Below are 25,036 nucleotides of genomic sequence, written 5' to 3'. Positions count from 1 at the left end.
GTCAGCTCCTGAGCAGTAGTTTGAGCGGGACACCGGCATCGGCCAGCGCGTCCACCGAGAGGTGGTTATGGTTGGCGATCAGCCGTTCGCACAACTTGATGTCCTTGGCGACGCTATTGCCCTGGCCCCAGCCGCAAGCACCTTGCAGACGTTGCTCGGCATCGAGGTAGAACAACAGGAAACCGCCCTCCGGGGTTGCCCGGCTCGCCGTGGGTTCGGCGTTCGAGATCACACCCACGATCTGCAGCCCCCAGTCGTACTGATCAGACCAAAAACCGGGAATGACCTCGAAGGGCTGCTCGCCGCCCAATAGATTCAGGGCGGCGTGATGGCCTTGGGTCTCGGCGTTGCGCCAGGTTTCCTGACGCTGGAAATCGCCTTGCGGGTGCAGCTGAAATTCACAGACATCGCCCGCCGCAAAGATGTCAGGCGCGCTGGTGCGCAGCTGGGCATCGACACGGATGCCCTGCCCGACCTCGATCCCAGCGGCTGCCGCCAATTCAATGTTGGGTTGCATGCCGATACCCACGACCACCAGGTCGCAGGGCAGAAGCTGACCGTCGACCAGTTGCACCGCCTCGACGCAAGCGCTGCCTTGCACCGCCTCGATGACCACGTTCAAGCGGACATCCACACCCTGGCGGCGATGCAGTTCCAGCAGGACGCTGGACAGCCGTTCAGGCAACACCCGACCGGCCAGACGCGGCCCGGCCTCGAGCAAAGTCACCGTGCAACCCAAGGCACGGGCGGTCGCGGCGACTTCGAGTCCGATGAAACCACCGCCGATGATCACCAACCAAGCACCGGGCCGCAACGAAGCGCGCAGGGCCAGCGCTTCATCATGGGTCCGCAGGTAAAGCACGTTGCCCAGATGCTCGGGCACAGAAGCCAGTCGCCGCGAGCGCCCTCCCGTCGCGAGCAACAAACGCGCATAGGCCAGCCAGCTACCGTCGGCCAACTGCAGACGATGCTGCTGCGGGTCCAGGCATTTCACCGGATTACCGGCGAGGTGTTCGATGTCCAGTTCGGCGAGTCGAGTGTTGTCGCACAAGCTGTAGCCCGCCAGATCTACCGTGCCCTGCAACAGTCCCTTGGACAGCGGCGGACGTTCATACGGAGGGTGAGACTCGTCGCCGATCAGAACCAGGCGACCGCTATAACCTTCAGCACGCAGGGTCAGCGCGGCGCGGCCACCCGCATGCCCGGCGCCGACGATGACCAGTGGAGCATTGGCAGAATTCATGGCACAGACTCCCTGCAATCAAACCGTGATGGCGAGCAGGACACGCCCCGCCTCGACCCGCACCTGATAGGTCTTGAGGTTGACGCACACCGGTGCGCCAAGGGCTTTGCCGGAGCGGTAGTCGAAACGCCCGTTGTGCTTGGGGCACTCAATGACATGTTCCATCACCAGGCCATCGGCCAGGTGAATGGATTCGTGGGTGCACAGGCCCGCGGTGGCGAAGAACTCGTCGTCGGCGGAGCGGTAGACGGCATAGGTGTGCGGGCCATGGTCGAAACGAATGACGTCTTCTTCATTAATCTCGCCCACGGCACAGACATCGATCCATTGATCGGTCATGGTGTTTTCTCTTGTTAGGGGTACAGCCAGGAAGGTGTCAGGCCGGCGTTACTTCAGCTTCCGCCCGGGCGGTTGCGGCAGGTTCAGCGCGCTGTGGCAAAGGGCGACGGATGAAATACGTCGGGTCTTTGCGCTGCTTCCAGATGGTCGGGAGGATTTCCTTAAAGGCCTCGAACAGGCTGGTATACGGCGGCGGACAGTCGTCGCGGATTTCGTCGTGAAGCTGCGCCAGCGCATGAAACGGCACCATCGGATACATGTGATGCTCAAGGTGATAGTTCATGTTGAGGTACATGAAGCGCATCACCGGGCCCATGTAAATCGTGCGGCAGTTGCTGCGATGATCGAGTACGTCTTCAGCAAGACCAACATGTTGTGTCAGACCGAACAGGTAGGACAGCCAGCCTCCGTACAGGGTTGGCAGACCGATAAACATCAGCGGCAACCAGCTTTGCAGATGCAGCGCAGCGCCCACGACAAGCCCATAAATCACCAGCCAGACGCGCGCGTCTCTCACCACCTTGGGCCACTCGGATTCCGGGATGAACGTCTGCTCCTCTTCATCCATCCGCCCGACTGCATGCCGGCAGACTGACCCCATCGTCTTCAACGCGTAGGGCATTCTGAACAGGCTCAGCACCATGTTGATCAGGCTCGGCGGACGCGGCTCTACGATCTCTGGATCGCGGCCGACGATGATGGTGTCGGTGTGGTGCCGCGCATGGCTCCAGCGCCAGACCTGGGGTTCGAACATGAACATGAAGCTCGACAACTGGTAGACCGCATCATTCATCCAGCGGGTTTTGAACGCCGTACCGTGACCCGCTTCGTGCCAGCGGGCATTGGACGCGGTGCCGTAAAGCAGCCCATAGACGAAGAAGAATGGAACGCAGGCCCAGGAGCCCCAGAACCCGTAACCACCGAAGCCGGTGACGACCATCGATAGCAACCAGATTGCGGTATCGCGCAAGGCCGGGCCGTCGCGGCGCTGCATCAATTCCTTCATGCGTTTACGAGAAACAGGCGATTGGTACCAGTTGGCCGACACCAAACCTTTTTGCGCCGCCTTGGCGGCTTCGGGACCGATCAATCGATAATCCCGAGGCACGGGTTTACCGCGGTTTTCATAGGCTGCGTTTTGTTCAGGCATTTTATTGTTCTCCGCAAGCTTGATGGTTTTAGGCACTTTTCGACACGGGATCACATCGTTGGAGAAAAGATAGAGAGCCCAAAGATTACCCTCAAGCCCTTGAATACAATCCCTATCAAGCTATCATCCAGGCCCAGCAAGGCTTGATAGTTTTCTATCAAGGCGTTTTCGGGAACCGTCATGACCAACACTAAACGCCCAACCATCGCCACGGTCGCCGAGCATGCTCGCTTGAGTGTCGCCACCGTGGACCGGGTACTCAACGCCAGGGCGCCGGTCAGCCCGGCCACCGCGGAGCAGGTATTCCAGGCCGCCGAAGCCGTCGGTTATTTCGCCGCCCGGCTGATCGGTCAGCGGATCCGCGAGCGGCGTCCCAGCTATCGTTTCGGCATCCTCTTGCTCGGTACCGCCCAGGCGTTCTATTCCAATGTTGCCGCCGCCATTACCGATGCAGCACAGCGTCAGGCCGGCGCCAACCTGAGCTGTCAGTTCGAGTACGTATTCGATCGCACACCGAGCGCCATCGTTGCTCAAATCGAACAACTGGCGGTGCAGTGCGATGGTCTGGCGGTGGTCAGCTTCGCTCACCCGATGATTAACGCCGCTATCGCCCAGATCAGAGAGGCCGGCGTGCCGGTGATTGCCCTGCTGTCCGACATCGATGAGGCCGCGAATGAGCCTTACGTCGGCCAGGATAATCTTGAGCTCGGGCGCACCATGGGCTGGCTGATGGCTCACACCTGTGGTGCACGCAAAGGCAGCGTCGGGGTGTTGCTCGGCGGCCACCGTTTTCTTGGCCATCAGGCGCGGGTGGAGGGGCTGCGCAGTTACCTGACGGAGCATGCACCGGGGTTGCGGCTGCTTGAAGCGGTGATCAACCTGGACAACTGCGACATCACCGAAGAAGCGACGCTGGAACTGTTGGCACGGCATGACGATTTGCGGGGTTTGTGCGTGGTCGGTGGTGGCGGTGACGGGATCATCAGTGCCCTGTCGCAGCTACCAAAGCGGCCGTCGCTGTGCTGCATTTTGCAGGAGTCGACCGAGCTGTCGCGCCAGGCTTTATCGCAGGGTTTGATCAGTTTGGTCATCGATTCCCAGCCGCGATTGCTGGCGGCAGCGCTGGTCGATTTGCTGGTGGAATTGCAAACCGCGCCGGACTTCGATCCGGCCCGGCATCGCATCCATGTTCCGTTGCAGATCGTCACCTCGGAGAACACTCGAGGCTGAACTCACCCCATCAAAGGTTAACGCTGTTCACTTAAGCAATTTCAGCCGCGACGCATTCTTTGTAGCAGCTGCCGAAGGCTGCGTTCGGCTGCGCAGCAGTCGTGAGTCCGGCTGCCGTGGTGTACCTGACGCACCGCAATTGCTGATTTTACGACTGCTTCGCAGCCGAACGCAGGCTTCGCCAGCTGCTACAGATCGCATTACGGCTTAAGTGAACAGCATTACCCATCAGAGGTTGGCTCCCACACGGAAAGCATCGGCACTCAGCCCGAACCGATTCATCTTGTTGTACAGCCCACCCCGAGAAACGTTCAGCTGTTTGGCGGCCAGGCGGATGTTGCCGCGGGTATCCTTCAGGGCCGCAATGATCGCATTCATTTCATGGGCACCAAGGTCCAGTGCGGCCCGGGGTTCGGGTGCATTTCCCGGCGCCGACGGCCGTTGCCTTTGCTTGATTTCAAGCGGTAGATCAGCCAGCTGGATCATTTCGGTAACGGCCAGGTTGGTCGCCCGTTCAATGGTGTTTTCCAGCTCGCGAACATTACCCGGCCAATGGTAGGCCGACAGAATATCCAGCGCCTCCGGCGAGATGCCCTGCACCGATTTGCGCAGTGAGCGGGCGCAGCGGCTGAGAAAATGTCGCGCCAGCAACGGCACATCCTCGTGGCGCATCCGCAGCGGCGGAACCGTCAGGTTCAGGACGTTGAGCCGGTAGTAAAGATCCTCGCGGAAAGCACCCTCGGCCACCGCCTGACTCAGGTTGCGGTGGGTGGCGGCGATGATGCGCACGTTCATCTGCTGCGATTTTTTCGCGCCCACGCGCGTCACCTCGCCTTCCTGCAAGACGCGCAGCAGGCTGACCTGGGCATCAAACGACATGTCACCGATTTCATCGAGAAAGATCGTTCCGCCATCGGCCAATTCGAACTTCCCGGCAGAGCCTCCGCGGGCCGAGCCGGTGAAGGCGCCTTCGACATGACCGAACAGCTCGCTCTGCACCAGATCGCGCGGAATCGCCCCGCAATTGACGGCCACAAAAGGACCGCTGCAACGATCACTGGCGTTATGGATCGCCTGGGCGAAGAGCTCTTTGCCGGTGCCGCTTTCACCCAGGATCAGCGTGGTCGAATCACTGCGACTGGCAATCCGCCCCAGGTGCAACGCGTCCTGTATGGCGCGCGAACTGCCCTGAATGGTCTCGAAGGTGTAGCTGGCCTGGGTGCCGATGATTCGGCGAGTAATTTCCCGGATGCGCCGGTTCTCGCGCAACGAAACAATGCGCCCACCCTGCTCCAGCGAGCACACGGATACCAGGCACGCCAGGTGGCTGCGATCATGCAGCTCAAACGTGCAATCCAGATCTCTTATCCCTTCATGCTGCTGCCCTTCCCCGCCGCGCAGCAGAATCTCATCGGTCAGTTCGCTCTGGCCCAGACGCTGGAACGGGCTGCCCAGCAGATCCCGGCCCACGCGAAACAATTGGCGGGCATAACGGTTGAGCGCCTTGATGCAGCCCCGTTCATCCAGCACCACCAGTCCTTCGTTGAGTACTTCAAGGACGGTTTGTTGTTCTTCCAGCAATGCTTGCAGCGCCATCTGCCGCGAGACCGCTTCGGCCGCTGCTTGCACGGTGCCGAGCGTATGGAAATGAAACCAGCCCGGCTCGGCGGTCAGGGTCAGCATGGCCAGTGTCCGGCCCTGCGCATCCCTGATCGGCGCAGCGGCACAGTGCATGCGCCGCCGACGCAGGCCGACTCCGAAATTTTCCTCGGCCAGCACATACACCAAGCGGTCTGCGGCAATCGCCAGCCCCGTGCAGTTGGTGCCCTGAACTGATTCCAGCAGTCGGCTGCCCACCGGTGTGAGATCGAGGCCGCAGAAATACAGCGTCGTCCCTCCGGCATCGGTCAGATTGATATGGCCCCTGGGGTTGTAAGCCAGCAACCCTCGCATGACCTCCGCCGCCGCCGTGATCAGAACACGATTGGCCGCCAGCGTTGCGGCCAGCACGTCGGGGGCGACAAATCGGTATTGGCCGTCATCGGGATCAAGGCCGGCACTGACGCTGCGCAACCAGGAGTCCCAAATAATCTGCCTGACCCCGGCAGGTCGATCGGTGCGACCGTTCAGACACGCCAGCCAGGCCTGCTCCAGCTCAGCGATCGGCCCTTCGTTTAACGACGCCGGACCGAGCGCCGTAATGTAATCGAGGTCTTGCACGCTGAAGGCCATTGGCTGTGGGATCACCGTTCGCTCCTATGTTCATATTTTCGACATGTCAGTATAGACATGTCATCAGAATGAACACTTATTTCCAGTAGCTTTGAATACTTCCTTAAATATCAATTACTTGAATTTTGGCACAGCCCTTGCTCCTTGCTCTGTACCAGCGAGGACATTCCTGCTGTCGAGTCATTGAACAACAATAAAAAGGGAGTCATTTCATGAGTACGTCCAAGATCATTCGCCTGGGTCTCATCGGTGCTGGCCGCATGGGCAGCTTTCACGGTCTAACTGCCGCCCGGCACATTCCCGGTGCCTGCCTGGCCGCCATCGCCGACCCGACACCCGGCCAGGCCGCCCGCCTCGCGGCAGAGTTGGGTGTGCAGCGGGTCTATACCGACCCACAGCAATTGCTCGATGACCCGGAAATCGACGGCGTGTTGATCGCCGCCCCTGCCCGAAGCCACGCCGAACTGGTGATCAGTGCGGCCCGCGCCGGCAAAGGTGTGTTTTGTGAAAAACCGATGGCCATCACCCTCGACGAAGCCGACCGCGCCATCGCTGCGGCTGCCGATGCACGGGTGACGCTGCAAGTCGGTTTCAACCGGCGCTTTGCCAAAAGCTTCCGAACGGCTCACCTGGACGTGGTCGCCGGCCGGATCGGCACGCCGCAATTGCTGCGCTCGCTGACTCGCGACCCGGCGTTGAACAATCCGGCCGCCTCGCCGCAGTGGGTGATCTTTCTCGAAACCCTGATCCATGACTTCGACACCCTGCGCTACCTGAATCCCGGCGCCGAAGCGGTTGAAGTCTTTGTCATGGCCGACGCCCTGATCGCACCGGACTTCAAGGACAAGGGCTTCCTCGATACCGCCGTGGTCACGATCCGTTTCGACAATGGCGCCATCGCCACGGCCGAGGCCAATTTCCAGGCGGTCTATGGCTACGATGTTCGGGGGGAAGTGTTCGGCAGCGCCGGCATGCTGACCATGGGCAGCGTTAATGACTCTGACCTGGTTCGCTATTTGGCCAATGGCATCCAGGCCGACACCCAACGCCTGGACACCGACCTGCTGCGTGACGCCTATGTGGCCGAGCTCAACCACTTTGTCGACTGCCTGCGCACCGGCGAAAAACCCCTCGCCAGCGGCGAAGATGCCCGGGCGGCACTGGCCATTGCCCGTGCGTGTATCGAGTCCTTCCAGCAAGGCAAAGCGGTGCGCGTGCAAGGAGCCCGCTCATGAGTTTCATACCGTTCAAACTGGCGATCAGTGCCGAGATGGTCTTCCTCGACCTGCCGTTCACCGAACGCGTCAAACGGATTCACGCGCTGGGCTTCAGCGCCGAACTCTGGGACTGGACGCAGAAAGACATTCCAGCCCTTGTCGCCACCGGCGCTGATTTCACCTCGATGACGGGTTACATCTCGGGCAACCTGACCGATCCCGAAGACATCCAGCACCTGCTCGACAGCGCACGGGAATCGCTGGCCGTCGCCGCCCAACTCAATTGCCCGAGCCTGAACCTGCATGGCACTGGCCTGGGCGACAAAGGCTTGCCGGTCAAATCCGAGGCCCTCACCACTGGACGCATGTGGTTGAGCGCCTGCAAGACCCTGGAAAAAATCGCCCGTCTGGGCGAAGACGCAGGCCGGGTTTTCTTGCTGGAAAACCTCAATACCGAGGTGGACCACCCCGGTACCCCGTTCGCTCGCGCCGACGATACCCTGGCGTTGATCGAGGCCGTGGGCAGCCCGCATTTGAAGATGAACCTGGACCTCTACCATGCGCAGATCGGCGAAGGAAACCTGATCGAACTGATCCAGCGCGCCGGCAGCGCCATCGGGGAAATCCAGGTTGCCGATGTGCCCGGCCGCATGGAACCGGGCACCGGTGAAATCCATTATCCGGCCATTGCCAAAGCGTTGTTCGGCATGGGATACACCGGAGTCGTCGGGCTCGAGGGCTGGGCCAGTGGCGACAGCGAAGCGGCACTGGAACGCTTTCGACAGGCCTTCACGCTAACGCCGGTCAGTTAAGCAATTTCAGCTGCAATGCACTCTTTGTAGCAGCTGTCGAGCCTGCGAGGCTGCGTTCGGCTGCGAAGCAGTCGTCACACAAGAAGCTGCGGTGCGTCAGGCAGATCGCATCAGCCGGATTCACGACTGCTCCGCAGCCGAACGCAGCCTCGCAAGCTCGACAGCTGCTACAGATCGCATTACGGCTTAACTGACTGGTCTTGATGAATGTCGACTCATAACAACAAAAGGAAAACCACCATGCGTCGTTGCACACTGCTTTTTGCCACGCTGTTATTACTCTTCAGCCAATGGGCCGCCGCCGACTATCGCATCGGCGTCAGCATTGCCAGGGTCGACGACAACTTCATGACCTACGTGCGCAGCGGCCTCGAAGAGGCCGCCAAGAAGGAGAACGTCCAGATCCAGTTCGAGGACGCCCAAGGCGATGTGGTTCGCCAGCTCAATCAGGTCGAGGGCTTTCTCAGCCAGAAAGTGGATGCCGTCATCGTCTTGCCGGTAGACACCGCCGCCACCGCCAACATGACGCGCGCCGCCGTCGAGGCGAAGACACCGCTGGTCTACGTCAACCGCCACCCGGACGAGCGCGTTTTGCCCAAAGGCGTGGTCACGGTGGCGTCCAATGACATCGAGGCCGGGCAACTGCAGATGCGCTACCTGGCCGACAAGTTGGGGGGCAAAGGCAACATCGCGATCATCATGGGTGAACTGACGCAAAACGCCACGCACGACCGTACTGAAGGTGTGAAACAGGTGCTCAAGGACTATCCAGGGATAAAGATCGTCGAACAACAAAGTGCCGAGTGGCAGCGCAGCAAAGGGATGGACCTGACCAGTAACTGGCTGCTGGCAGGCACCAGTTTTGATGCCATCGTGGCCAACAATGACGAGATGGCCATCGGCGCCGCCATGGCACTGCAGCAAGCCGGCAAAGCCAAGGGCGAGATTGCGATTGTCGGCATCGACGGGCTGCCTGACGGCCTGGCGGCCATCAAGCGCGGGATGCTCGTCGCCTCGGTATTTCAAGACCCCAAAGCGCAAGCAACGAGCGCGCTGCAAGCGGCCATCAAAATGATCAAAGGGGAGCCGGTCGAGGCGGATGTCTGGGTGCCCTTCCAGCTGATCATGCCGGAGCAAGTGGCCGTCTTTGAGCAACGCTACAAGTAACGTCAAACGGGCGCATGGCCTGCGGACGGGAAGTCAGCAGGCCATGCGCGTCACCGTTTACAGATCGGTGATTTCCTTATGACGTGGCACCAGCGCCTTCATCACGCTCCACGCCACCAGATAGGCCAGCGCACAGATGGCAAACATGATCATGTAGCCGGTATGGATATCGCCGATCAGTTTGTAATGGTCGATCACCCAGCCGCCAGTCTTAGTCATCACGACGCCGCCCAAGCCGCCGGCCAAACCACCAATGCCGACCACCGAAGCGATGGATTTTTGCGGGAACATGTCAGACACGGTGGTGAAGATGTTGCACGACCACGCCTGGTGCGCCGATGCACCCACGCCGATCAGCAGCACCGGCACCCAGAAACTGATGTAGCCGAATGGCTGCGCCAGCAGTACCAGCAGCGGGAAGAAAGCGATCACCAGCATGGCTTTCATACGACCGTCATACGGCGCGTCGCCGCGTGACATGAAATAGCTCGGGAACCAGCCGCCGCCGATACTGCCCACCATAGTCATGCTGTACAGCACGGCCAGCGGCAACACGATGGCCTGGCCCTTCATGCCGTATTGCGCCGACAGATAGGTCGGAAGCCAGAACAGGAAGAACCACCACACGCCGTCGGTCATGAATTTGCCGAAGGCAAAGGCCCAGGTCTGGCGGTAGGTCAGCAGCTTGAACCACGATACTTTTTTAGCGGCGGCACCCGAGTCTGTGGCGGTGAGCGCTTGCGCGCCCTGATCGCTGCGGATGTAGGCCAGTTCCTGCACCGACAGGCGTTTTTGCTGCTCCGGTTTTTCGTACAGCGCAATCCACACCGCCACCCAAACGAAGCCCAACGCACCGATCACGATGAACGCCGCTTCCCAGCCCCAAAGGCCGGCAATCAGCGGCACGCTGATCGGTGCGAGGATCGCGCCCACGTTGGCGCCGGAGTTGAAGATACCGGTGGCGAAGGAACGCTCCTTCTTCGGGAAATATTCGGCGGTGGCCTTGATCGCGATCGGGAAGTTACCCGCTTCGCCGATCGCCAGCACGGCGCGCGCCAGCATGAAACCTGCGATCGAAACCGGGATGACGGCAAGGCCCAAGGCGCTGCTGATGCCGGCAATACCCTCGCCCATCGGCTCCGCAAAGGCGTGCATGATCGCGCCGGTCGACCAGATGCAGATCGCTACCACATAGGCCTTCTTGGTGCCGATCTTGTCAACGAAGCGGCCGGCGAACAGCATGGAAATCGCGTACACAAACTGAAAGACAGAGGCGATGTTCGCGTAATCGGTGTTACTCCAGCCAAATTGTGTCGACAGATCCGGCGCCAACAGACTCAGTACCTGACGGTCCAGGTAATTGACGGTGGTGGCAAAAAACAACAGCGCGCAAATCGTCCAGCGGTACTTGCCGACGGCCTGGCCGATTCGTTGCGGATTGATGGGCTCGTTCAGATTCATGGCATCACTTTATTGTTGGATTATGGTGATGATCTCTCGGTTTCAAGCGAGATCAATTGTGTCGTGAAGCATCGCCAAAACGCGATGGGTACACGCCACGGTATTGCGGGCTCGAAAATGGGTACTCCATGCTCAGCAGCTGGAGTAGGACATTTGGCAAGAGCAGGTCGAACCATAAGAAGCGGCATTCTGGGAGATGCGCAGGCGGGTTGAATTCATGATGGGGCCGACACTCGTTTTTATTTTTAGTGTTTAACAGTCGATGATCGTCTGTCGTCGTACAACCGTGTCTTTTATATCGAGTTCAATACCGGGCTGTCAATCTGAAAAATTGCCGTTCGTCTCGACAAAGGCTGCCCGTTAACATTGCGATGTTGTACACATGCTGCCGGTTGCGGGGCCGTTAGCCTTCTGAAGTTTCGGGTGTTAAACGCAGGGTATGGATGGTTTGATGACTTAGCATTGTTGTACGACAACACACTTCGCAAGCCCATGACGAGAGACATCGATAGCGTTCATCTCGTCAGCGTGCATTTCGACGGGCAGGTCGGCGTAGACGAATCAGGATTTCGCAGTCGGTTTGGTGCGAGCCGTTGCGCGTGCCGAGGCGTTGAGCGCCACGGCAGCGAGAATGAGCGCCTTCAAGGCTTTCTCATCAAGCTTGTCGCCCTCATGCAAATCAATGGCACGTCGGGTGTTGCCTTCGAGGCTGGCGTTGAAGAGGCCTGAAGGGTCTTCCAGCGAGGCGCCCTTGGCAAACGTCAGCTTCACGACCTGCTTGTAGGTCTCACCGGTGCAGATGATTCCGGCGTGCGACCACACTGGAACGCCCCGCCACTTCCATTCCTCGACCACGTCGGGGTCGGCCTGCCGGATAAACGTTCGGACCCGAGCGAGCGTCTCGCCCCGCCAATCTCCCAGCTCCTTGATTCTCGCGTCTATCAGCTGAGAGGCCGAATCTGCGCCCTCTTCCTCTTTTGCACCGACCGCTCTTTCTTCATGGTGGTTGTCGCCTTCTTCATGAGGGTGTCCAAAACCGGGCTTTACAGCGTTTTTTGACTGTTGCCGAGGGTCTTGGCCTTTTCGATCCCCCAGTCAAAGGCAGCCTCCATGTCCAGCAGATGCGGTTTTGGATCGTGGTCCTCAAAAATGGCCGTGCCGTCCGGCCGGTAAACACCGATGAACATCCCCAGTGAGCCGTCCTTCAATATCTCGGCTTTGACCTCGATCTTGCATCCGTTCGACAGCGTTTCCTTGTGGTGCATATGGCGTTCAGTCATGGCTGCATTTCTCCCGTCGTTGAAGTCCGAGTAGCGCATTTACCCATTGGCCATGTTAGCTCAGTGCGGCCCACTCAAAGGCCTGCCAGGACAGCGGCGTAATGCCACCTATACTAGAAGCCACCGCCCCACGGGGTCTGCACTCCCAACAATAAAAAGCAGAGGTGGAACATGGTCTGGCAGCAAATCTACGATCCGTTCGGTAACCCGATACTTTCAACCCTCATGGCAGCAGTGCCGGTCGTGGTGATGCTGGCAGCCCTGGCGTTTTTTCATGTCAAGGCGCATTTGGCCGCATTGATGGCCCTGGCGTCTGCGCTGGCGATCGCGATCTTCGCCTTCGGCATGCCGGCGAACATGGCCGGCTCGGCCGCACTGTACGGCGCCGCCAACGGCTTGCTGCCCATTGGCTGGATTGTGCTCAACATCATCTTCCTGCATCGGCTGACCACCGAGAACGGCTCGTTCAAGGTGCTGCAGGATTCCCTGGCGCGCATCACCGACGATCGACGCCTGCAATTACTGCTGATTGCCTTCTGCTTCGGTGCATTCTTCGAAGGGGCCGCAGGCTTCGGTACGCCGGTGGCGGTGACCGGGGCGATTCTGATCGGGTTGGGCTTCTCGCCACTGGCCGCGTCTGGCCTGGCGTTGATCGCCAACACCGCGCCCGTGGCGTTCGGTGCGCTGGGCACGCCGATCATCACCCTGGCCAAGGTGACCGGCCTGGATGAAATGGAACTGTCGATGATGGTTGGCCGGCAATTGCCGTTCTTCTCGGTGATCGTGCCATTCTGGTTGATCTGGGCTTTCGCCGGCTGGCGCAAGATGCTGGAAATCTGGCCGGCGATTCTGGTGGCCGGGGTCAGTTTCGCCGTGCCGCAGTTCCTGGTGTCCAACTACCACGGGCCGATGCTGGTGGATGTGATCGCCGCACTGATTTCCATGGCCTGCCTGACCGGTTTCCTCAGGGTCTGGAAACCGGCCACCATCCATACCTCCGCCGCACTGTCCGGGCGCGTCGACAACTCCAAAATAGCCGAAGAGCATGACGAAAAACCCGTCGCCAGCGCGACCTTTGCCAGCGATGCCAAGCCTGCTGTGATGCGCGCGTGGATGCCGTGGATCATCCTCACGGTGTTCGTGTTCGCCTGGGGCACCCAGGGTTTCAAAAACATGTTCGATACCCGCCCGGCGATTGATCCGGCCACCCACTCGGCCAAGCTCGACCCTCAGGGCAAACCGATGCGCGAAGCGAACCCGATCTTCGCTCCGATCGTGACCTTCACCACGATCCACCAGCAGATCGAGAAGGTCCCGCCCGTGGTGCCCGCGCCTAAAACCGAGGACGCGGTCTATAAGTTCACCTGGCTCACCAGCACCGGTAGCGGCATCCTGCTCGCGGCGATCCTCGGCGGGTTGCTGATGGGCTACTCCATTCCGCAACTGATCCACCAGTACCTGCGAACGATCTGGGTCGTGCGTTACTCGCTGATCACCATCGTCGCGATGCTTGCCCTGGGCTTCCTCACCCGCTATTCAGGCCTCGACGCGACCATGGGCCTGGCCTTCGCCGCGACGGGAATCTTCTACCCCATGTTCGGCACCCTGCTCGGCTGGCTCGGCGTGGCCTTGACCGGCTCGGACACGGCGTCAAACGTGCTGTTCGGCGGCTTGCAACGGGTGACCGCCGAGCAATTGGGGATCAGCCCGGTGTTGATGGCTGCCGCCAACAGTTCCGGCGGGGTCATGGGCAAGATGGTCGACGCCCAGTCGATCGTGGTGGCGTCCACCGCCACTCGCTGGTACGGGCATGAAGGGGAAATCCTGCGTTATGTGTTTTTCCACTCGATCATCCTGGCGATCCTGGTCGGTGGTTTGGTGACGTTGCAGGCGTATGTGGCGCCGTTCAGTCATATGGTGGTCGGCGGGCATTGATTGACGCACACCTGTCAGCCATCTGATCGTTCCCACGCTCCGCGTGGGAATGCATCCCGTGACGCTCCGCGTCACCAGTGCGCAGGACTCAAGTCTTGCGTCGCGAGCGGAACGCGGAGCGTCCCCGGCGGCATTCCCACGCAGAGCGTGGGAACGATCAATGTAGCCCGGGCTCACCGCCCGGGCCTTACGTCCACCCCTCAAGTCGCAGCGTGGCCCGAACCAAACGTTGTTCCTCGCTTTCGATTTCCTTGAGGTTTTCGCAGATGCTCTGGATGTGCGCGATGGCCGCTTTGCGCGCCTGTTCCGGCATACGGCCCGTGACGGCGTTGTAGAGCCGCGCATGTTGACGGTCGATCTGACGCTTTTGCGGTTCGCGGTGGTAGAGGTTATTGACCGAGGCAAACACCGTGTTCAGCAGCAAGTCCGTCAGCGAGCGCAAGGTCTGCACCAGCACCGGGTTGTGCGAGGCCTCGCAAATCGCCAGGTGAAACGCATGATCGAGTCGGGCGTGTTCGGACGCCTCCAGCGAACGGCTGTGGGCATCAAGCAACGCCTCGTAGCTGCGGGTGATGAGGACGAAATCGGCATCGGTTCCGCGCAACGCCGCCAGACGTGCGGACTCACCTTCGAGCAGGCTGCGGACTTCGAACAAATCGTAGAGCGTGCGGGGTTGTGAGCTGAACAAGTGCATCAGCGGCGACGCGGCACCGTGACCCGAAAGGTCGGCTACAAATGAGCCTTTGCCCTGCTCTGTCTTGATAATCCCGCGAGCGCGCAACAGCTTCAGACCCTCGCGAAGTGCCGTGCGGGAAACGCCGAGTTTTTCGGTCAGGCGACGCTCCGAGGGCAACAGCTGCCCGGTCTTGAGTACCCCGTCCACGATCAGCCGTTCTATGCGCTCACAGACCACGTCGGCGACTTGTGGATTACGGCTCGTTTCTGCGCTGTCCATCGACTCTCCAACTGGTATGACCAGTCCCACTGCCAAAACCACAAATGTTCAAACACAAACTTAAGCCTATGTTTTAAAAACGTTTTTTTGAACGCATAAAAAATCATCGAATAAAAAACTGGTTCGACCAGCCAAACAACACATAGACAGTAGAACGCCTCAGGCCAATGATGCAAGTCAGTGGTAAACGGACACAGACCTCCTATAAAAACAACTGAGGGTCGTCAACCGACTATGAACATTCTTTACGATGAACGCGTCGACGGCGTCCTGCCTGATGTCGACAGAGCTGCCTTGCTGCAAGCCCTGCACACGCAGTGGCCGGATCTGGAAGTCCTGCATCAACAGGAAGAGCTCAAACCGTACGAATGCGACGGACTTTCTGCTTACCGCACCACGCCCATGCTGGTGGTGCTGCCGCGTCACATTGACGAAGTGCAAGGCGTGCTTCGGCTCTGCCATGAGCGGCAGGTCGCGGTGGTCGCCCGTGGTGCCGGTACCGGTTTGTCTGGCGGTGCATTGCCGCTGGAAAAAGGCGTGCTGCTGGTGATGGCGCGTTTCAACAACATCCTGCACATCGACCCCGCTGCCCGCACGGCTCGGGTTCAGCCGGGGGTGCGCAATCTGGCGATTTCCCAGGCTGCAGCGCCGTTTGGCTTGTATTACGCGCCGGACCCTTCCTCGCAGATCGCCTGTTCTATCGGCGGTAATGTGGCGGAAAACGCCGGTGGCGTGCATTGCCTGAAGTACGGGCTGACCGTGCACAACCTGCTCAAGGTCGACATCCTCACCGTCGACGGCGAACACCTGAGCCTGGGTTCCCAGGCGCTCGATTCTCCGGGCTTCGATCTGCTGGCGTTATTCACCGGATCCGAAGGCATGCTCGGTGTCATCACCGAGGTCACGGTCAAACTGCTGCCCAAACCCCAGACCGCCAAAGTGCTGCTGGCGGCGTTCGATTCCGTCGAAAAGGCTGGCCGCGCGGTGGGTGACATTATTGCCGCCGGCATCATCCCCGGCGGCCTGGAAATGATGGACAACCTGGCCATTCGCGCCGCCGAAGACTTCATTCACGCCGGTTATCCGGTCGACGCCGAAGCCATCCTGCTGTGTGAACTCGATGGTGTTGAAGCCGATGTCCACGATGACTGCGACCGCGTGCGCCAGGTGCTGGAACAGGCCGGCGCGACCGAAGTTCGGCAAGCTAAAGATGAAGCCGAACGCGTGCGCTTCTGGGCCGGACGCAAGAATGCCTTTCCGGCGGTGGGCCGTCTCTCACCGGATTATTACTGCATGGACGGGACGATTCCGCGCCGCGAGCTGCCCGGTGTGCTGCAGGCGATCGCCGCGTTGTCGGCCGAGTACGGCCTGCGGGTTGCCAACGTTTTCCACGCCGGTGACGGCAACATGCACCCGCTGATTCTGTTCGATGCCAATCAACCGGGCGAACTCGATCGCGCCGAAGCCCTGGGCGGCAAGATCCTCGAATTGTGCGTGAAGGTCGGCGGCAGCATTACCGGTGAACACGGCGTGGGCCGGGAGAAAATCAATCAGATGTGCGCACAGTTCAATAGCGATGAGCTGACCGTGTTCCATGCCGTCAAAGCCGCCTTCGATCCGAGTGGCTTGCTCAACCCCGGCAAGAACATTCCGACGCTGCACCGCTGCGCCGAGTTTGGCGCCATGCATGTTCACATGGGTCAGCTGCCCTTCCCTGAACTGGAGCGTTTCTGATGCGCAGCGAACACGATATCGACGACAGCGCCTCGCTGCTGGAACAGGTCAACCAGGCGTTGCAAAACGCTACGCCGTTGCGCATTCAAGGCTCGAACAGCAAGGCGTTTCTTGGGCGCATCGTGGCGGGCGAAGTGCTCGACACGCGCAGCCACCGAGGCATCGTCAGCTACGACCCGACCGAGCTGGTGATCACCGCCCGCTGCGGCACCCCGTTGGCAGAACTGGCTGAGGTGCTGGACGCGGCGCAGCAGATGTTGCCCTGTGAACCGCCCTCCTTCGGCGACGGCGCGACGGTCGGCGGCATGATCGCCAGCGGGCTGTCGGGGCCACGGCGTCCCTGGTCCGGATCCGTCAGGGACTTCGTCCTCGGGACACGGGTCATCACCGGCCACGGCAAGCATTTGCGCTTTGGCGGCGAAGTCATGAAAAACGTCGCCGGCTACGACCTGTCGCGCTTGATGGCCGGCAGCTACGGGTCGCTCGGCGTGGTCACCGAAGTCTCGCTCAAGGTCCTGCCCAAGCCGCGTCAAACCTTAAGCATCAGCCTGGAAATGGACAGCGATCGCGCCTTGCTGCGCCTCGCCGAATGGGGGCAACAGCCGCTGCCGATCAGCGCTGCGTGCCACGATGGGCAGCGCCTGCACCTGCGGCTTGAGGGGGGCGAAGGCTCGGTGGCGGCGGCTCATGACCGATTGGGCGGCGAGTTGCTCGACGCCTCGTACTGGGAGGATCTCAACGAACATCGATTGAGCTTCTTCGATGAGGACCAGGCACTTTGGCGCCTGTCCGTCCCTCACAACACGCCTCGGCTTTCCCTGCCTGGGCTTCAGCTGCTCGATTGGGGCGGTGCGCAGCGCTGGCTCAAATCCGACGCGGAGGCAACGTTCATTCGCTCGATCGTCGAAGAAGTCGGCGGACATGTGACCTGCTATACCCATGGCCTGATCGACAGCCCGTTCCAACCGTTGCCTGCGGCATTGATGCGCTACCACCGGAACTTGAAGCAACAACTCGATCCCCGGGGCATCTTCAACCCCGGGCGCCTGTACGCGGAGCTTTGACCCATGCAGACCACCTTGAGCGAACACGCCCGCCAACTGCCCCGCGCGGAAGAAGCCGAAAGCATTCTGCGCACGTGCGTGCACTGCGGCTTCTGCAATGCCACCTGCCCGACCTATCAATTGCTGGGCGATGAACTGGACGGACCGCGGGGCCGCATCTACCTGATCAAGCAGGTCCTGGAGGGCAACGAAGTCACGCAAAAGACCCAACAACACCTGGATCGCTGCCTGTCCTGCCGTAACTGCGAAACCACCTGCCCTTCCGGCGTCGACTACCACAACTTGCTGGACATCGGCCGGGCGGTGGTCGATGCGGCGGTGCCGCGCCCGTTCGGTCAGCGCTTGTTGCGCGAGGGGTTGCGCAGCGTCGTACCCAATCCCGCGCTGTTCAAAGGACTGGTCAGCAGCGGTCAGGTGTTCCGGGCGTTGTTGCCCAACACCTTGCAGATAAAGTTGCCTCGCCGCGTCTATCCGGCCAAGCCGCGCCCGACCACTCGCCACACCCGGCAGGTGCTGATACTCGAAGGCTGCGTGCAACCGAGCCTGTCGCCCAATACCAACGCGGCCGCCGCGCGGGTGCTGGATCGACTGGGCATCAGCGTCACACCGATCCGCGAGGCGGGCTGTTGCGGCGCCGTGGATTATCACCTCGACGCTCAGGCCGCCGGCCTGGATCGCGCCCGCCGCAATATCGATGCGTGGTGGCCGAGCATTGAAAGCGGTGCCGAGGCTATCGTGCAAACCGCCAGCGGTTGCGGTGCCTTCATCAAAGATTATGGTCACCTGCTCAGCACCGACCCGGCCTATGCCGAGAAGGCGAAAAAGGTCAGTGCGCTGGCCAAGGATCTGGTCGAAGTGCTGCGCGACGAGCCGCTGGAAAAGCTCGGTGTCCACAGCACCCAGCGCCTGGCCTTTCATTGCCCCTGCACTTTGCAGCACGCGCAGAAACTGGGCGGTGCGGTGGAAGCGATTCTCACGAGTCTGGGCTTTAACCTCACGCCTGTTGCCGACAGTCACCTGTGTTGCGGCTCGGCGGGCACCTATTCGCTGACCCAACCCGAACTGTCCCGGCAACTGCGCGACAACAAGCTCAATGCGCTGGAAAGCGGACACCCCGAAGTCATTGTCACGGCCAATATCGGCTGTCAGTCCCACCTCGATGGTGCGGGCCGAACCCCTGTCAGGCACTGGATCGAACTGGTCGAAGCCGCCTTGCCCTAACCGAGTACTGGAGATTCCCCATGAAAAGCAAAGCCGTACTGAGCCAGACCGAAGTCAGCCAAATCCTCGCGGCGGCACGCACCGAAGCGCAGAACAACCAATGGGCCGTGACCATCGTGATTGTCGATGACGGCGGCCATCCCCTGGCCCTCGAACGCCTCGACGGATGCGCTCCGATTGGCGCCTACATCGCCACCGAAAAGGCCCGCACTTCGGCCCTCGGTCGGCGCGAATCCAAAGGTTATGAAGAGATGGTCAATGGTGGGCGCCACGCCTTTTTGTCGGCGCCATTGCTGACGTCCCTTGAGGGCGGCGTGCCGATCATCGTCGACGGCCAGGTGATCGGCGCGGTCGGGGTGTCCGGTGTCAAAGCCGAGCAGGACGCGCAGGTGGCCAAGGCCGGGGCGCAATGCCTGAACTGAATTGAGCCGGGCGCGATTTAGCGCTCGATAACACTGTGTGATGGAAATGCAAAAAGTGACCGATTTCGTGAACTGCCAAGGCCTCAAGGTCGCGCCTGTCTTGCAACGTTTCGTTGATCTGGACGTGCTGCCGGGAACCGGCCTGGACCCTCAAGCGTTCTGGAGTGGTTTCGCCGCACTGGTGCATGAATTGGCACCTATCAACCGCGCGCTGCTGGCTGTACGTGATCGCCTGCAAACCGAACTGGACACTTGGCACCGCGTCCACCCGGGACCGGTGACAGACATGCCGGCTTATCGCAGCTTCCTGAGCGGTATTGGTTACCTGCAACCGCAACCCGCAGACGTCAAGGTCAGCACCGACAATGTCGATACGGAAATCAGTGTGCAGGCCGGACCACAACTGGTCGTCCCGGCCGTCAACGCGCGTTATGCGCTGAATGCCGCGAATGCGCGCTGGGGATCGCTGTACGACGCGCTGTACGGCACCGATGTGATTTCCAATGACGGCGGCGCCGAACCGGGTCGGGCTTACAATCCAGTGCGTGGGGCGAAAGTCATCGCCTTCGCACGGGCGTTTCTGGATCAGGCATTTCCCTTGAGCAGCGGCTCACATGCAGCGGTGGCGCTTTACCAGATTGACAACGGAACACTGCAGGCGACCTTGAATGACGGCAGCCAAACCGGTTTATCGAACGCCGCGCAGTACATCGGCTACCAGGGCTCGCTCGTTGATCCCACGGCCATTCTGCTGAAAAACAACGATCTGCACGTCGAGATTCAGATCGATCGCCAGAGCGTCATCGGTCAGGCTGATGCCGCCGGCGTCAAGGACCTGCTGATTGAAGCAGCCCTCTCAACCATCATTGATTGTGAAGATTCGGTGGCGGCGGTCGACGCCGACGACAAGGTGCAGGTGTACCGCAACTGGCTGGGTTTGATGAAGGGCGACCTGAAAGAGGACCTGGAGAAAAACGGTAAAACCATCACACGACGGCTGAACCCGGACCGCGAGTACACCGCGGCCGATGGCAGCTCACTGTCGCTGCACGGGCGGTCGTTGCTGTTCATCCGCAACGTCGGGCACCTGATGACCAGCCCGGCGATTCTCGACAACGGCGGACTGGAAATTCCGGAAGGCATTCTCGACGGCGTCATCTCCAGCCTGATCGCCCTGCATGACCTGCAACGCCGCGGCAATTCCCGGACCGGTAGCGTCTACATCGTCAAACCGAAAATGCACGGCCCCGCCGAAGTGGCCTTCGCCGAACAGTTGTTCAGCCGTATCGAAGAGCTGCTCCAACTCGAACGTCATACCCTGAAAATGGGCATCATGGACGAGGAGCGACGCACCAGTGTCAACCTCAAGGCCTGCATCGCGTCAGCCTCCTCGCGGGTCGCGTTCATCAACACCGGTTTTCTGGATCGCACCGGCGACGAGATGCACACCGCCATGGAAGCGGGCGCAATGCTGCGCAAGGGCGACATGAAAAACACCGCGTGGATCGAAGCTTACGAGCGCAACAACGTGCTCGTCGGTCTGGATTGTGGATTGCGCGGGCGGGCGCAGATCGGTAAAGGCATGTGGGCCATGCCGGACCGGATGGCCGATATGCTCAAGCAAAAAATCGCCCACCCCAAAGCAGGCGCAAATACCGCGTGGGTGCCCTCGCCGACCGCTGCCACCTTGCACGCGCTGCATTACCATCAGGTCAACGTGCGCTCGGTGCAGGAGTCCCTTGAAACAACGGACTTCGGTGGCGCCAGCCCGGCACTTCTGGACGGTTTGCTCAGCGTGCCGGTCGTCACCGCCCCATCCTGGTCGGCCGATGAGATTCGTCAGGAAGTCGAAAACAACGCGCAAGGTTTGCTGGGGTATGTGGTGCGCTGGGTTGAACAAGGCATCGGCTGCTCGAAGGTGCCCGACATCCATAACGTGGGGTTGATGGAAGATCGCGCGACCTTGCGCATTTCCAGCCAGCACATGGCCAACTGGCTGCGACACGGGGTGATCACCAAGGATCAGACCGTCGAGATATTGCAGCGCATGGCGCGGGTCGTGGATGAGCAAAACGCCGGTGATCCGATCTACACGCCTATGGCGCCGGACTTCGAGCAGTCGGTTGCATTTCAAGCGGCCTGCGCACTGGTGTTCGAGGGGGGCGCGCAACCTAATGGTTACACCGAACCGCTGCTGCATAAATTCCGGCGCGCGTACAAGCAATCGAGGGCGTAAACAGAGGGAACAACAGAGTCTGAGCAGACAGGGTGAAACCTGGAACCTGCTTGGTAACTGCGAGCACTGAAACAGTCGGGCCGTGTGGCAAACGGCCCGACGTTCGTTTTCGATCACTGCCCTTCAGCAAGCTTCGTCTTCGGTATCCGCAGAGCGCGCCAGGCAATTAAAATCGCCATGAGTGCCAAACCGAAGGTCACCCACGAAACCAGATTAATTCCACCCTCGAAAGCACTTCCAGCCTGCGTCATCAGCGCTTGTGCTTGATCTTGCGACAACTGCACCGCCACATGATTAGCACCCGATAGCGTCTCACTCGCCAGCATCGTCTGCACCTCGCTCAAAAAGCCCGGAAGCTGCAATGCACCGCGATAGTAGGCAGTCACGAGACCACCGAGCACTGTCGTCCCCAAAACCACACCCACCTCATAGGCCGTTTCACTAATGGCCGACGCCGCACCCGCCTTTTCCGGCGGTGCAGCCGACAAAATCACATCGTTGGACACCGTCGCGATCGCGCCCACGCCAATGTTCAACAAGGCAAAAGCCACCACCAGAATGGTCAGGCTGCTGCCGATGCTGGCGACCAACAAAAACGCCGCCCCGGCAAACGCCATCAGAATTGGTACCAGCACATGCACCGGTACTCGCCGCGCTATAGGCACGACTGCCATTCCCACTACGATCGCCATGATCTGACCAGGTACTAACGCAAAACTGGCATTCAACGGTGACATCTGAAGGACGATTTGTAAGAACTGAGTGGTGAAGAATACAAAGCCGACGAGGAACGCGAGGCTCATCAGATTGATTAGTACGGAGCCGCTAAAGGTGCTACTTCGGAACAGACTCAGATCCATCAGCGGCACAGACAGACGTAACTGCCGATGCACAAACATCCACCCAGCAACCATGCCGATTACAAATGCTGTCAGCGCCATCCAGTCGAGACCATTACTGGCGCTGTGTTTAATGCCGTAAACGATGGCACTGAGGGCAACCATCGATTGCAGGATACTTAGCGGATCCAGTGGCCCTGAACAGTCTTTCTCGGACTCGGGCAACAACACCGGCCCCAATACCAACAACGGCACCAATACAGGTATCGCCAATAGGAAAATCGCGCCCCAGCTGAAAAACTCCAGCAAAACCCCACCGACCAAAGGACCGAGTGCTGATCCTACCGTCAGCGTTGTTGCCCAGATCGCGACAGCGACTCTGCGCTGCTCTCGATCCAGAAACACCGAACGTATCAATGCCAACGTCGAGGGCATCAACATCGCACCGAAAATCCCCATGCAAGCTCGCCCGGCAATCAGTTGCATGGCCGTTTGGGAATAGGCTGTCAGCACCGACACAATGACAAACCCCAAAGACCCGGCCAGTAATAACTTTCGATGACCGATTCGATCGCCCAGACTACCCATCGACACCAGTAATCCTGCCAGTACCAGCGAATAGGCATCAATCATCCATAACTGCTGACTAGCGCTCGGACTCAGGGCCTCGGCGATCTTTGGTAACGCGAATCCAAGCACCGTATTGTCTACGGTCACCAGTAGTACTGGCAGCATCAGCACGCTTAGGGCTGACCATCGTTTTGCGTTGTGTTGCGTTGTCTCACTTATTAACGGCATTGCTTGAATGCTCCTTATTACCCAAAAAACACGGGACATTTTTCAATGCTTCCGTGAAATGAACCCTGCGCACTTCCATGGCGAGGGTTTAAGAAAGCGACTTTCAACGTAAGAAAAATTAACCTTTCTCGCGGGAAAGCAGAACACTTCTATAATTTCGTCACATCACAACTCAATCGGCTATTTGTTTCATATTGTTTGATGGCACTGATGGGCTGAAGCCCTTTTCCGTCCGCCCCCCCAAAAAAGCACGCGCCCCAAACAATCTCGGGCGGAGGAAGCGCACAGATGACCCGTCTCACTGCGAAAGACTTTGCTCCGGAACTGCTCGAACTGTACGACTACTACGCCCACGGCAAGATCAACCGGCGGGAGTTTCTGGATCGGGCGGCGTTGTTCACTTTGGGCGGTTTGACCGCGAGCGCGCTCCTCGCCGCCCTGAGTCCGAATTATGCGCTCGCCGAGCAGGTTGAATTTACTGACCCGGGCATTGTTGCCGAATACATCACCTATCCCTCCCCCAAGGGCAACGGGCAGGTCCGTGGCTATCTGGTGCGCCCGGCGAAAGCCACCGGCAAGGTGCCGGCGGTGGTGGTTGTGCATGAGAATCGCGGGCTCAACCCGTACATCGAAGATGTCGCGCGGCGTGTGGCCAAGGCAGGCTTCATCGCCCTCGCCCCTGATGGCCTGACGTCGGTGGGCGGCTATCCCGGCAACGATGACAAAGGCCGGGAGTTGCAGGCGACTGTCGACCCGGAAAAGCTCATGAACGACTTTTTCGCCGCCATCGAGTGGCTGATGAAGCATAACGCGACCAGCGGAAAAGTCGGCATCACCGGGTTCTGTTACGGCGGTGGCGTCGTCAATGCGGCGGCCGTGGCTTATCCGGAACTGGCGGCTGGCGTGTCCTTTTATGGCCGCCAGCCAGAAGCCAAGGATGTCGCCCGAATCAAGGCGCCGGTGATGCTGCACTACGGCGAACTGGATACGCGCATCAACGAAGGCTGGCCCGTCTATGAGAAGGCGCTGAAAGCTGCGGGCAAGACCTATGAAGCCTACATCTACCCCGGCGCCAACCATGGTTTCCATAACGACTCCACGCCTCGATACGATGAGGCCGCGGCGAAGCTGGCCTGGGACCGGACGCTGGGGTGGTTTCGGCGGTATCTGGTTTAAAGGTGAGGTTGCTCACCTGCAGCTAAATAGAGTTGGCGGTACGCGCCCACCAGTTGATCAAGGGTGAACGCGCGATTTCGCCCACTGGGATTGGGCAGGATCCATACCGAGGCATTGCCGAAGGTCTTTGGCTGAAGGCCCCACGCAATGTCTCGTTGGCCAGACAGCGCGCAATACGCCGCTTTACCGAGAAACGCCACAAAGCGTGGCGCATAGCGTTCGATTTTTTGTTCAAAGTCCGCAGCGGCAGCGATGAATTCATGGGCAGATAACTGATCCGCCCGCGCCGTCGGCCGTTCCACCACGGCCGTTAATCCACACTGATACTGCAAGATGGTCCGATCGTTTTCCGGGCGCACCTCCTCAGGCGTAAAGCCGGCGAGATGCAGCGTGCGCCAGAAGCGATTACCCCTGCCCGCAAAATGATGGCCTTGGGCAGCGGCAGTCATGCCTGGATTGATGCCACAAAAAATCACGGCTAGCTGTTCGGCAAGAATGTCTTCAAGTCCTTCACTCACCGTAAAC

Annotated in this window: 21 protein-coding genes; 11 read left to right on the top strand and 10 right to left on the bottom strand. The window is 60.0% G+C overall.

Going from position 1 to position 25,036, the window contains the following annotated elements; all coding sequences use genetic code 11:
- Position 1: 1 nt before the first annotated feature.
- The 3 genes from ACMXYI_RS19310 to ACMXYI_RS19300 are packed head-to-tail and all read right to left on the bottom strand — an operon-like array spanning position 2 to position 2,732.
- On the bottom strand, positions 2–1,243 hold the full coding sequence (locus ACMXYI_RS19310) for an NAD(P)/FAD-dependent oxidoreductase (RefSeq protein ID WP_415768609.1): 1,242 nt from the start codon (positions 1,241–1,243) through the stop codon (positions 2–4).
- 18 nt (positions 1,244–1,261) lie between these two features.
- Complete coding sequence (locus tag ACMXYI_RS19305) at positions 1,262–1,582, bottom strand: MocE family 2Fe-2S type ferredoxin (RefSeq protein ID WP_415768608.1); 321 nt, start codon at positions 1,580–1,582, stop codon at positions 1,262–1,264.
- Between the two features lie 37 nt (positions 1,583–1,619).
- On the bottom strand, positions 1,620–2,732 hold the full coding sequence (locus ACMXYI_RS19300; RefSeq protein WP_415768607.1) for a fatty acid desaturase family protein: 1,113 nt from the start codon (positions 2,730–2,732) through the stop codon (positions 1,620–1,622).
- Positions 2,733–2,912: 180 nt separating this feature from the next.
- Between ACMXYI_RS19300 and ACMXYI_RS19295 the strand changes: the two genes are divergently transcribed.
- A complete protein-coding gene (locus ACMXYI_RS19295; protein WP_415768606.1) occupies positions 2,913–3,962 on the top strand; it encodes a LacI family DNA-binding transcriptional regulator in 1,050 nt (349 codons plus the stop codon).
- A gap of 228 nt (positions 3,963–4,190) precedes the next feature.
- On the opposite strand, the gene ACMXYI_RS19290 is transcribed toward ACMXYI_RS19295, so the two are convergent.
- Positions 4,191–6,194, bottom strand: a complete 2,004-nt coding sequence (locus ACMXYI_RS19290) for a sigma-54 interaction domain-containing protein (protein ID WP_415773931.1) — start codon at positions 6,192–6,194, stop codon at positions 4,191–4,193.
- Between the two features lie 212 nt (positions 6,195–6,406).
- Between ACMXYI_RS19290 and ACMXYI_RS19285 the strand changes: the two genes are divergently transcribed.
- From ACMXYI_RS19285 to ACMXYI_RS19275, 3 genes are all read left to right on the top strand, one after another.
- Entirely contained in the window at positions 6,407–7,429 is a 1,023-nt protein-coding gene (locus ACMXYI_RS19285; RefSeq protein ID WP_415768605.1) for a Gfo/Idh/MocA family oxidoreductase, read from the top strand.
- Positions 7,426–8,223 (top strand): TIM barrel protein, encoded by a 798-nt coding sequence (locus ACMXYI_RS19280; RefSeq protein ID WP_415768604.1) that lies wholly within the window; start codon positions 7,426–7,428, stop codon positions 8,221–8,223. The genes ACMXYI_RS19285 and ACMXYI_RS19280 overlap by 4 nt, the downstream gene beginning before the upstream one ends.
- Positions 8,224–8,463: 240 nt before the next feature.
- A complete protein-coding gene (locus ACMXYI_RS19275; RefSeq protein WP_415768603.1) occupies positions 8,464–9,390 on the top strand; it encodes a sugar ABC transporter substrate-binding protein in 927 nt (308 codons plus the stop codon).
- 57 nt (positions 9,391–9,447) lie between these two features.
- On the opposite strand, the gene ACMXYI_RS19270 is transcribed toward ACMXYI_RS19275, so the two are convergent.
- From ACMXYI_RS19270 to ACMXYI_RS19260, 3 genes are all read right to left on the bottom strand, one after another.
- Complete coding sequence (locus tag ACMXYI_RS19270) at positions 9,448–10,851, bottom strand: MFS transporter (protein ID WP_415768602.1); 1,404 nt, start codon at positions 10,849–10,851, stop codon at positions 9,448–9,450.
- A 561-nt stretch (positions 10,852–11,412) separates the two neighbouring features.
- Positions 11,413–11,796 (bottom strand): DUF1801 domain-containing protein, encoded by a 384-nt coding sequence (locus tag ACMXYI_RS19265; protein ID WP_415773930.1) that lies wholly within the window; start codon positions 11,794–11,796, stop codon positions 11,413–11,415.
- A gap of 98 nt (positions 11,797–11,894) precedes the next feature.
- On the bottom strand, positions 11,895–12,131 hold the full coding sequence (locus ACMXYI_RS19260) for a hypothetical protein (protein ID WP_008151753.1): 237 nt from the start codon (positions 12,129–12,131) through the stop codon (positions 11,895–11,897).
- A gap of 171 nt (positions 12,132–12,302) precedes the next feature.
- Between ACMXYI_RS19260 and ACMXYI_RS19255 the strand changes: the two genes are divergently transcribed.
- Positions 12,303–14,066: an L-lactate permease gene (locus ACMXYI_RS19255; RefSeq protein ID WP_415768601.1), complete on the top strand. Its 1,764-nt coding sequence runs from the start codon at positions 12,303–12,305 to the stop codon at positions 14,064–14,066.
- Between the two features lie 187 nt (positions 14,067–14,253).
- Here ACMXYI_RS19255 and glcC read toward each other — a convergent pair whose 3' ends face one another.
- Positions 14,254–15,021 (bottom strand): transcriptional regulator GlcC, encoded by a 768-nt coding sequence (gene glcC, locus ACMXYI_RS19250; RefSeq protein WP_415768600.1) that lies wholly within the window; start codon positions 15,019–15,021, stop codon positions 14,254–14,256.
- 234 nt (positions 15,022–15,255) lie between these two features.
- Here glcC and glcD point away from each other — a divergent pair, with 234 nt between their 5' ends.
- From glcD to ACMXYI_RS19225, 5 genes are read left to right on the top strand one after another with little or no spacing between them, the layout of a single operon-like run.
- On the top strand, positions 15,256–16,755 hold the full coding sequence (gene glcD / locus ACMXYI_RS19245) for a glycolate oxidase subunit GlcD (protein WP_415768599.1): 1,500 nt from the start codon (positions 15,256–15,258) through the stop codon (positions 16,753–16,755).
- Positions 16,755–17,819, top strand: coding sequence for a glycolate oxidase subunit GlcE (gene glcE, locus ACMXYI_RS19240; protein WP_415768598.1), 1,065 nt, complete (start codon positions 16,755–16,757; stop codon positions 17,817–17,819). The genes glcD and glcE overlap by 1 nt, the downstream gene beginning before the upstream one ends.
- 3 nt (positions 17,820–17,822) lie before the next feature.
- A complete protein-coding gene (gene glcF / locus ACMXYI_RS19235; RefSeq protein ID WP_415768597.1) occupies positions 17,823–19,040 on the top strand; it encodes a glycolate oxidase subunit GlcF in 1,218 nt (405 codons plus the stop codon).
- A gap of 20 nt (positions 19,041–19,060) precedes the next feature.
- Entirely contained in the window at positions 19,061–19,462 is a 402-nt protein-coding gene (locus ACMXYI_RS19230; RefSeq protein ID WP_008157093.1) for a heme-binding protein, read from the top strand.
- Positions 19,463–19,517: 55 nt separating this feature from the next.
- Positions 19,518–21,698, top strand: coding sequence for a malate synthase G (locus tag ACMXYI_RS19225; RefSeq protein ID WP_415768596.1), 2,181 nt, complete (start codon positions 19,518–19,520; stop codon positions 21,696–21,698).
- Positions 21,699–21,811: 113 nt separating this feature from the next.
- On the opposite strand, the gene ACMXYI_RS19220 is transcribed toward ACMXYI_RS19225, so the two are convergent.
- A complete protein-coding gene (locus ACMXYI_RS19220) occupies positions 21,812–23,374 on the bottom strand; it encodes an MFS transporter (RefSeq protein ID WP_415768595.1) in 1,563 nt (520 codons plus the stop codon).
- 249 nt (positions 23,375–23,623) lie between these two features.
- On the opposite strand from ACMXYI_RS19220, the gene yghX reads away from it, so the two are divergent.
- Complete coding sequence (gene yghX / locus ACMXYI_RS19215; RefSeq protein ID WP_415768594.1) at positions 23,624–24,511, top strand: YghX family hydrolase; 888 nt, start codon at positions 23,624–23,626, stop codon at positions 24,509–24,511.
- Here yghX and mug read toward each other — a convergent pair.
- Positions 24,508–25,029 carry a G/U mismatch-specific DNA glycosylase gene (gene mug, locus ACMXYI_RS19210; RefSeq protein ID WP_415768593.1) on the bottom strand — a complete coding sequence of 174 codons (522 nt, stop codon included), beginning with the start codon at positions 25,027–25,029 and terminating at the stop codon, positions 24,508–24,510. The genes yghX and mug overlap by 4 nt on opposite strands.
- Positions 25,030–25,036: the final 7 nt, after the last annotated feature.

Source organism: Pseudomonas lyxosi (genome assembly GCF_047758685.1).
GTDB classification, from domain to species: domain Bacteria; phylum Pseudomonadota; class Gammaproteobacteria; order Pseudomonadales; family Pseudomonadaceae; genus Aquipseudomonas; species Aquipseudomonas lyxosi.
Note: the sequence above shows the minus strand (reverse complement) of the source record. Positions and strands in the feature narration are given on the sequence as shown.

What these genes read in the sequence shown, in the direction of transcription:
- ACMXYI_RS19310 (WP_415768609.1), bottom strand. Translation starts at nt 1,243, where the DNA reads ATGAATTCTGCCAATGCTCCACTGGTCATCGTCGGCGCCGGGCATGCG.
- ACMXYI_RS19305 (WP_415768608.1), bottom strand. Translation starts at nt 1,582, where the DNA reads ATGACCGATCAATGGATCGATGTCTGTGCCGTGGGCGAGATTAATGAA.
- ACMXYI_RS19300 (WP_415768607.1), bottom strand. Translation starts at nt 2,732, where the DNA reads ATGCCTGAACAAAACGCAGCCTATGAAAACCGCGGTAAACCCGTGCCT.
- ACMXYI_RS19295 (WP_415768606.1), top strand. Translation starts at nt 2,913, where the DNA reads ATGACCAACACTAAACGCCCAACCATCGCCACGGTCGCCGAGCATGCT.
- ACMXYI_RS19290 (WP_415773931.1), bottom strand. Translation starts at nt 6,194, where the DNA reads ATGGCCTTCAGCGTGCAAGACCTCGATTACATTACGGCGCTCGGTCCG.
- ACMXYI_RS19285 (WP_415768605.1), top strand. Translation starts at nt 6,407, where the DNA reads ATGAGTACGTCCAAGATCATTCGCCTGGGTCTCATCGGTGCTGGCCGC.
- ACMXYI_RS19280 (WP_415768604.1), top strand. Translation starts at nt 7,426, where the DNA reads ATGAGTTTCATACCGTTCAAACTGGCGATCAGTGCCGAGATGGTCTTC.
- ACMXYI_RS19275 (WP_415768603.1), top strand. Translation starts at nt 8,464, where the DNA reads ATGCGTCGTTGCACACTGCTTTTTGCCACGCTGTTATTACTCTTCAGC.
- ACMXYI_RS19270 (WP_415768602.1), bottom strand. Translation starts at nt 10,851, where the DNA reads ATGAATCTGAACGAGCCCATCAATCCGCAACGAATCGGCCAGGCCGTC.
- ACMXYI_RS19260 (WP_008151753.1), bottom strand. Translation starts at nt 12,131, where the DNA reads ATGACTGAACGCCATATGCACCACAAGGAAACGCTGTCGAACGGATGC.
- ACMXYI_RS19255 (WP_415768601.1), top strand. Translation starts at nt 12,303, where the DNA reads ATGGTCTGGCAGCAAATCTACGATCCGTTCGGTAACCCGATACTTTCA.
- glcC (WP_415768600.1), bottom strand. Translation starts at nt 15,021, where the DNA reads ATGGACAGCGCAGAAACGAGCCGTAATCCACAAGTCGCCGACGTGGTC.
- glcD (WP_415768599.1), top strand. Translation starts at nt 15,256, where the DNA reads ATGAACATTCTTTACGATGAACGCGTCGACGGCGTCCTGCCTGATGTC.
- glcE (WP_415768598.1), top strand. Translation starts at nt 16,755, where the DNA reads ATGCGCAGCGAACACGATATCGACGACAGCGCCTCGCTGCTGGAACAG.
- glcF (WP_415768597.1), top strand. Translation starts at nt 17,823, where the DNA reads ATGCAGACCACCTTGAGCGAACACGCCCGCCAACTGCCCCGCGCGGAA.
- ACMXYI_RS19230 (WP_008157093.1), top strand. Translation starts at nt 19,061, where the DNA reads ATGAAAAGCAAAGCCGTACTGAGCCAGACCGAAGTCAGCCAAATCCTC.
- ACMXYI_RS19220 (WP_415768595.1), bottom strand. Translation starts at nt 23,374, where the DNA reads ATGTCCCGTGTTTTTTGGGTAATAAGGAGCATTCAAGCAATGCCGTTA.
- yghX (WP_415768594.1), top strand. Translation starts at nt 23,624, where the DNA reads ATGACCCGTCTCACTGCGAAAGACTTTGCTCCGGAACTGCTCGAACTG.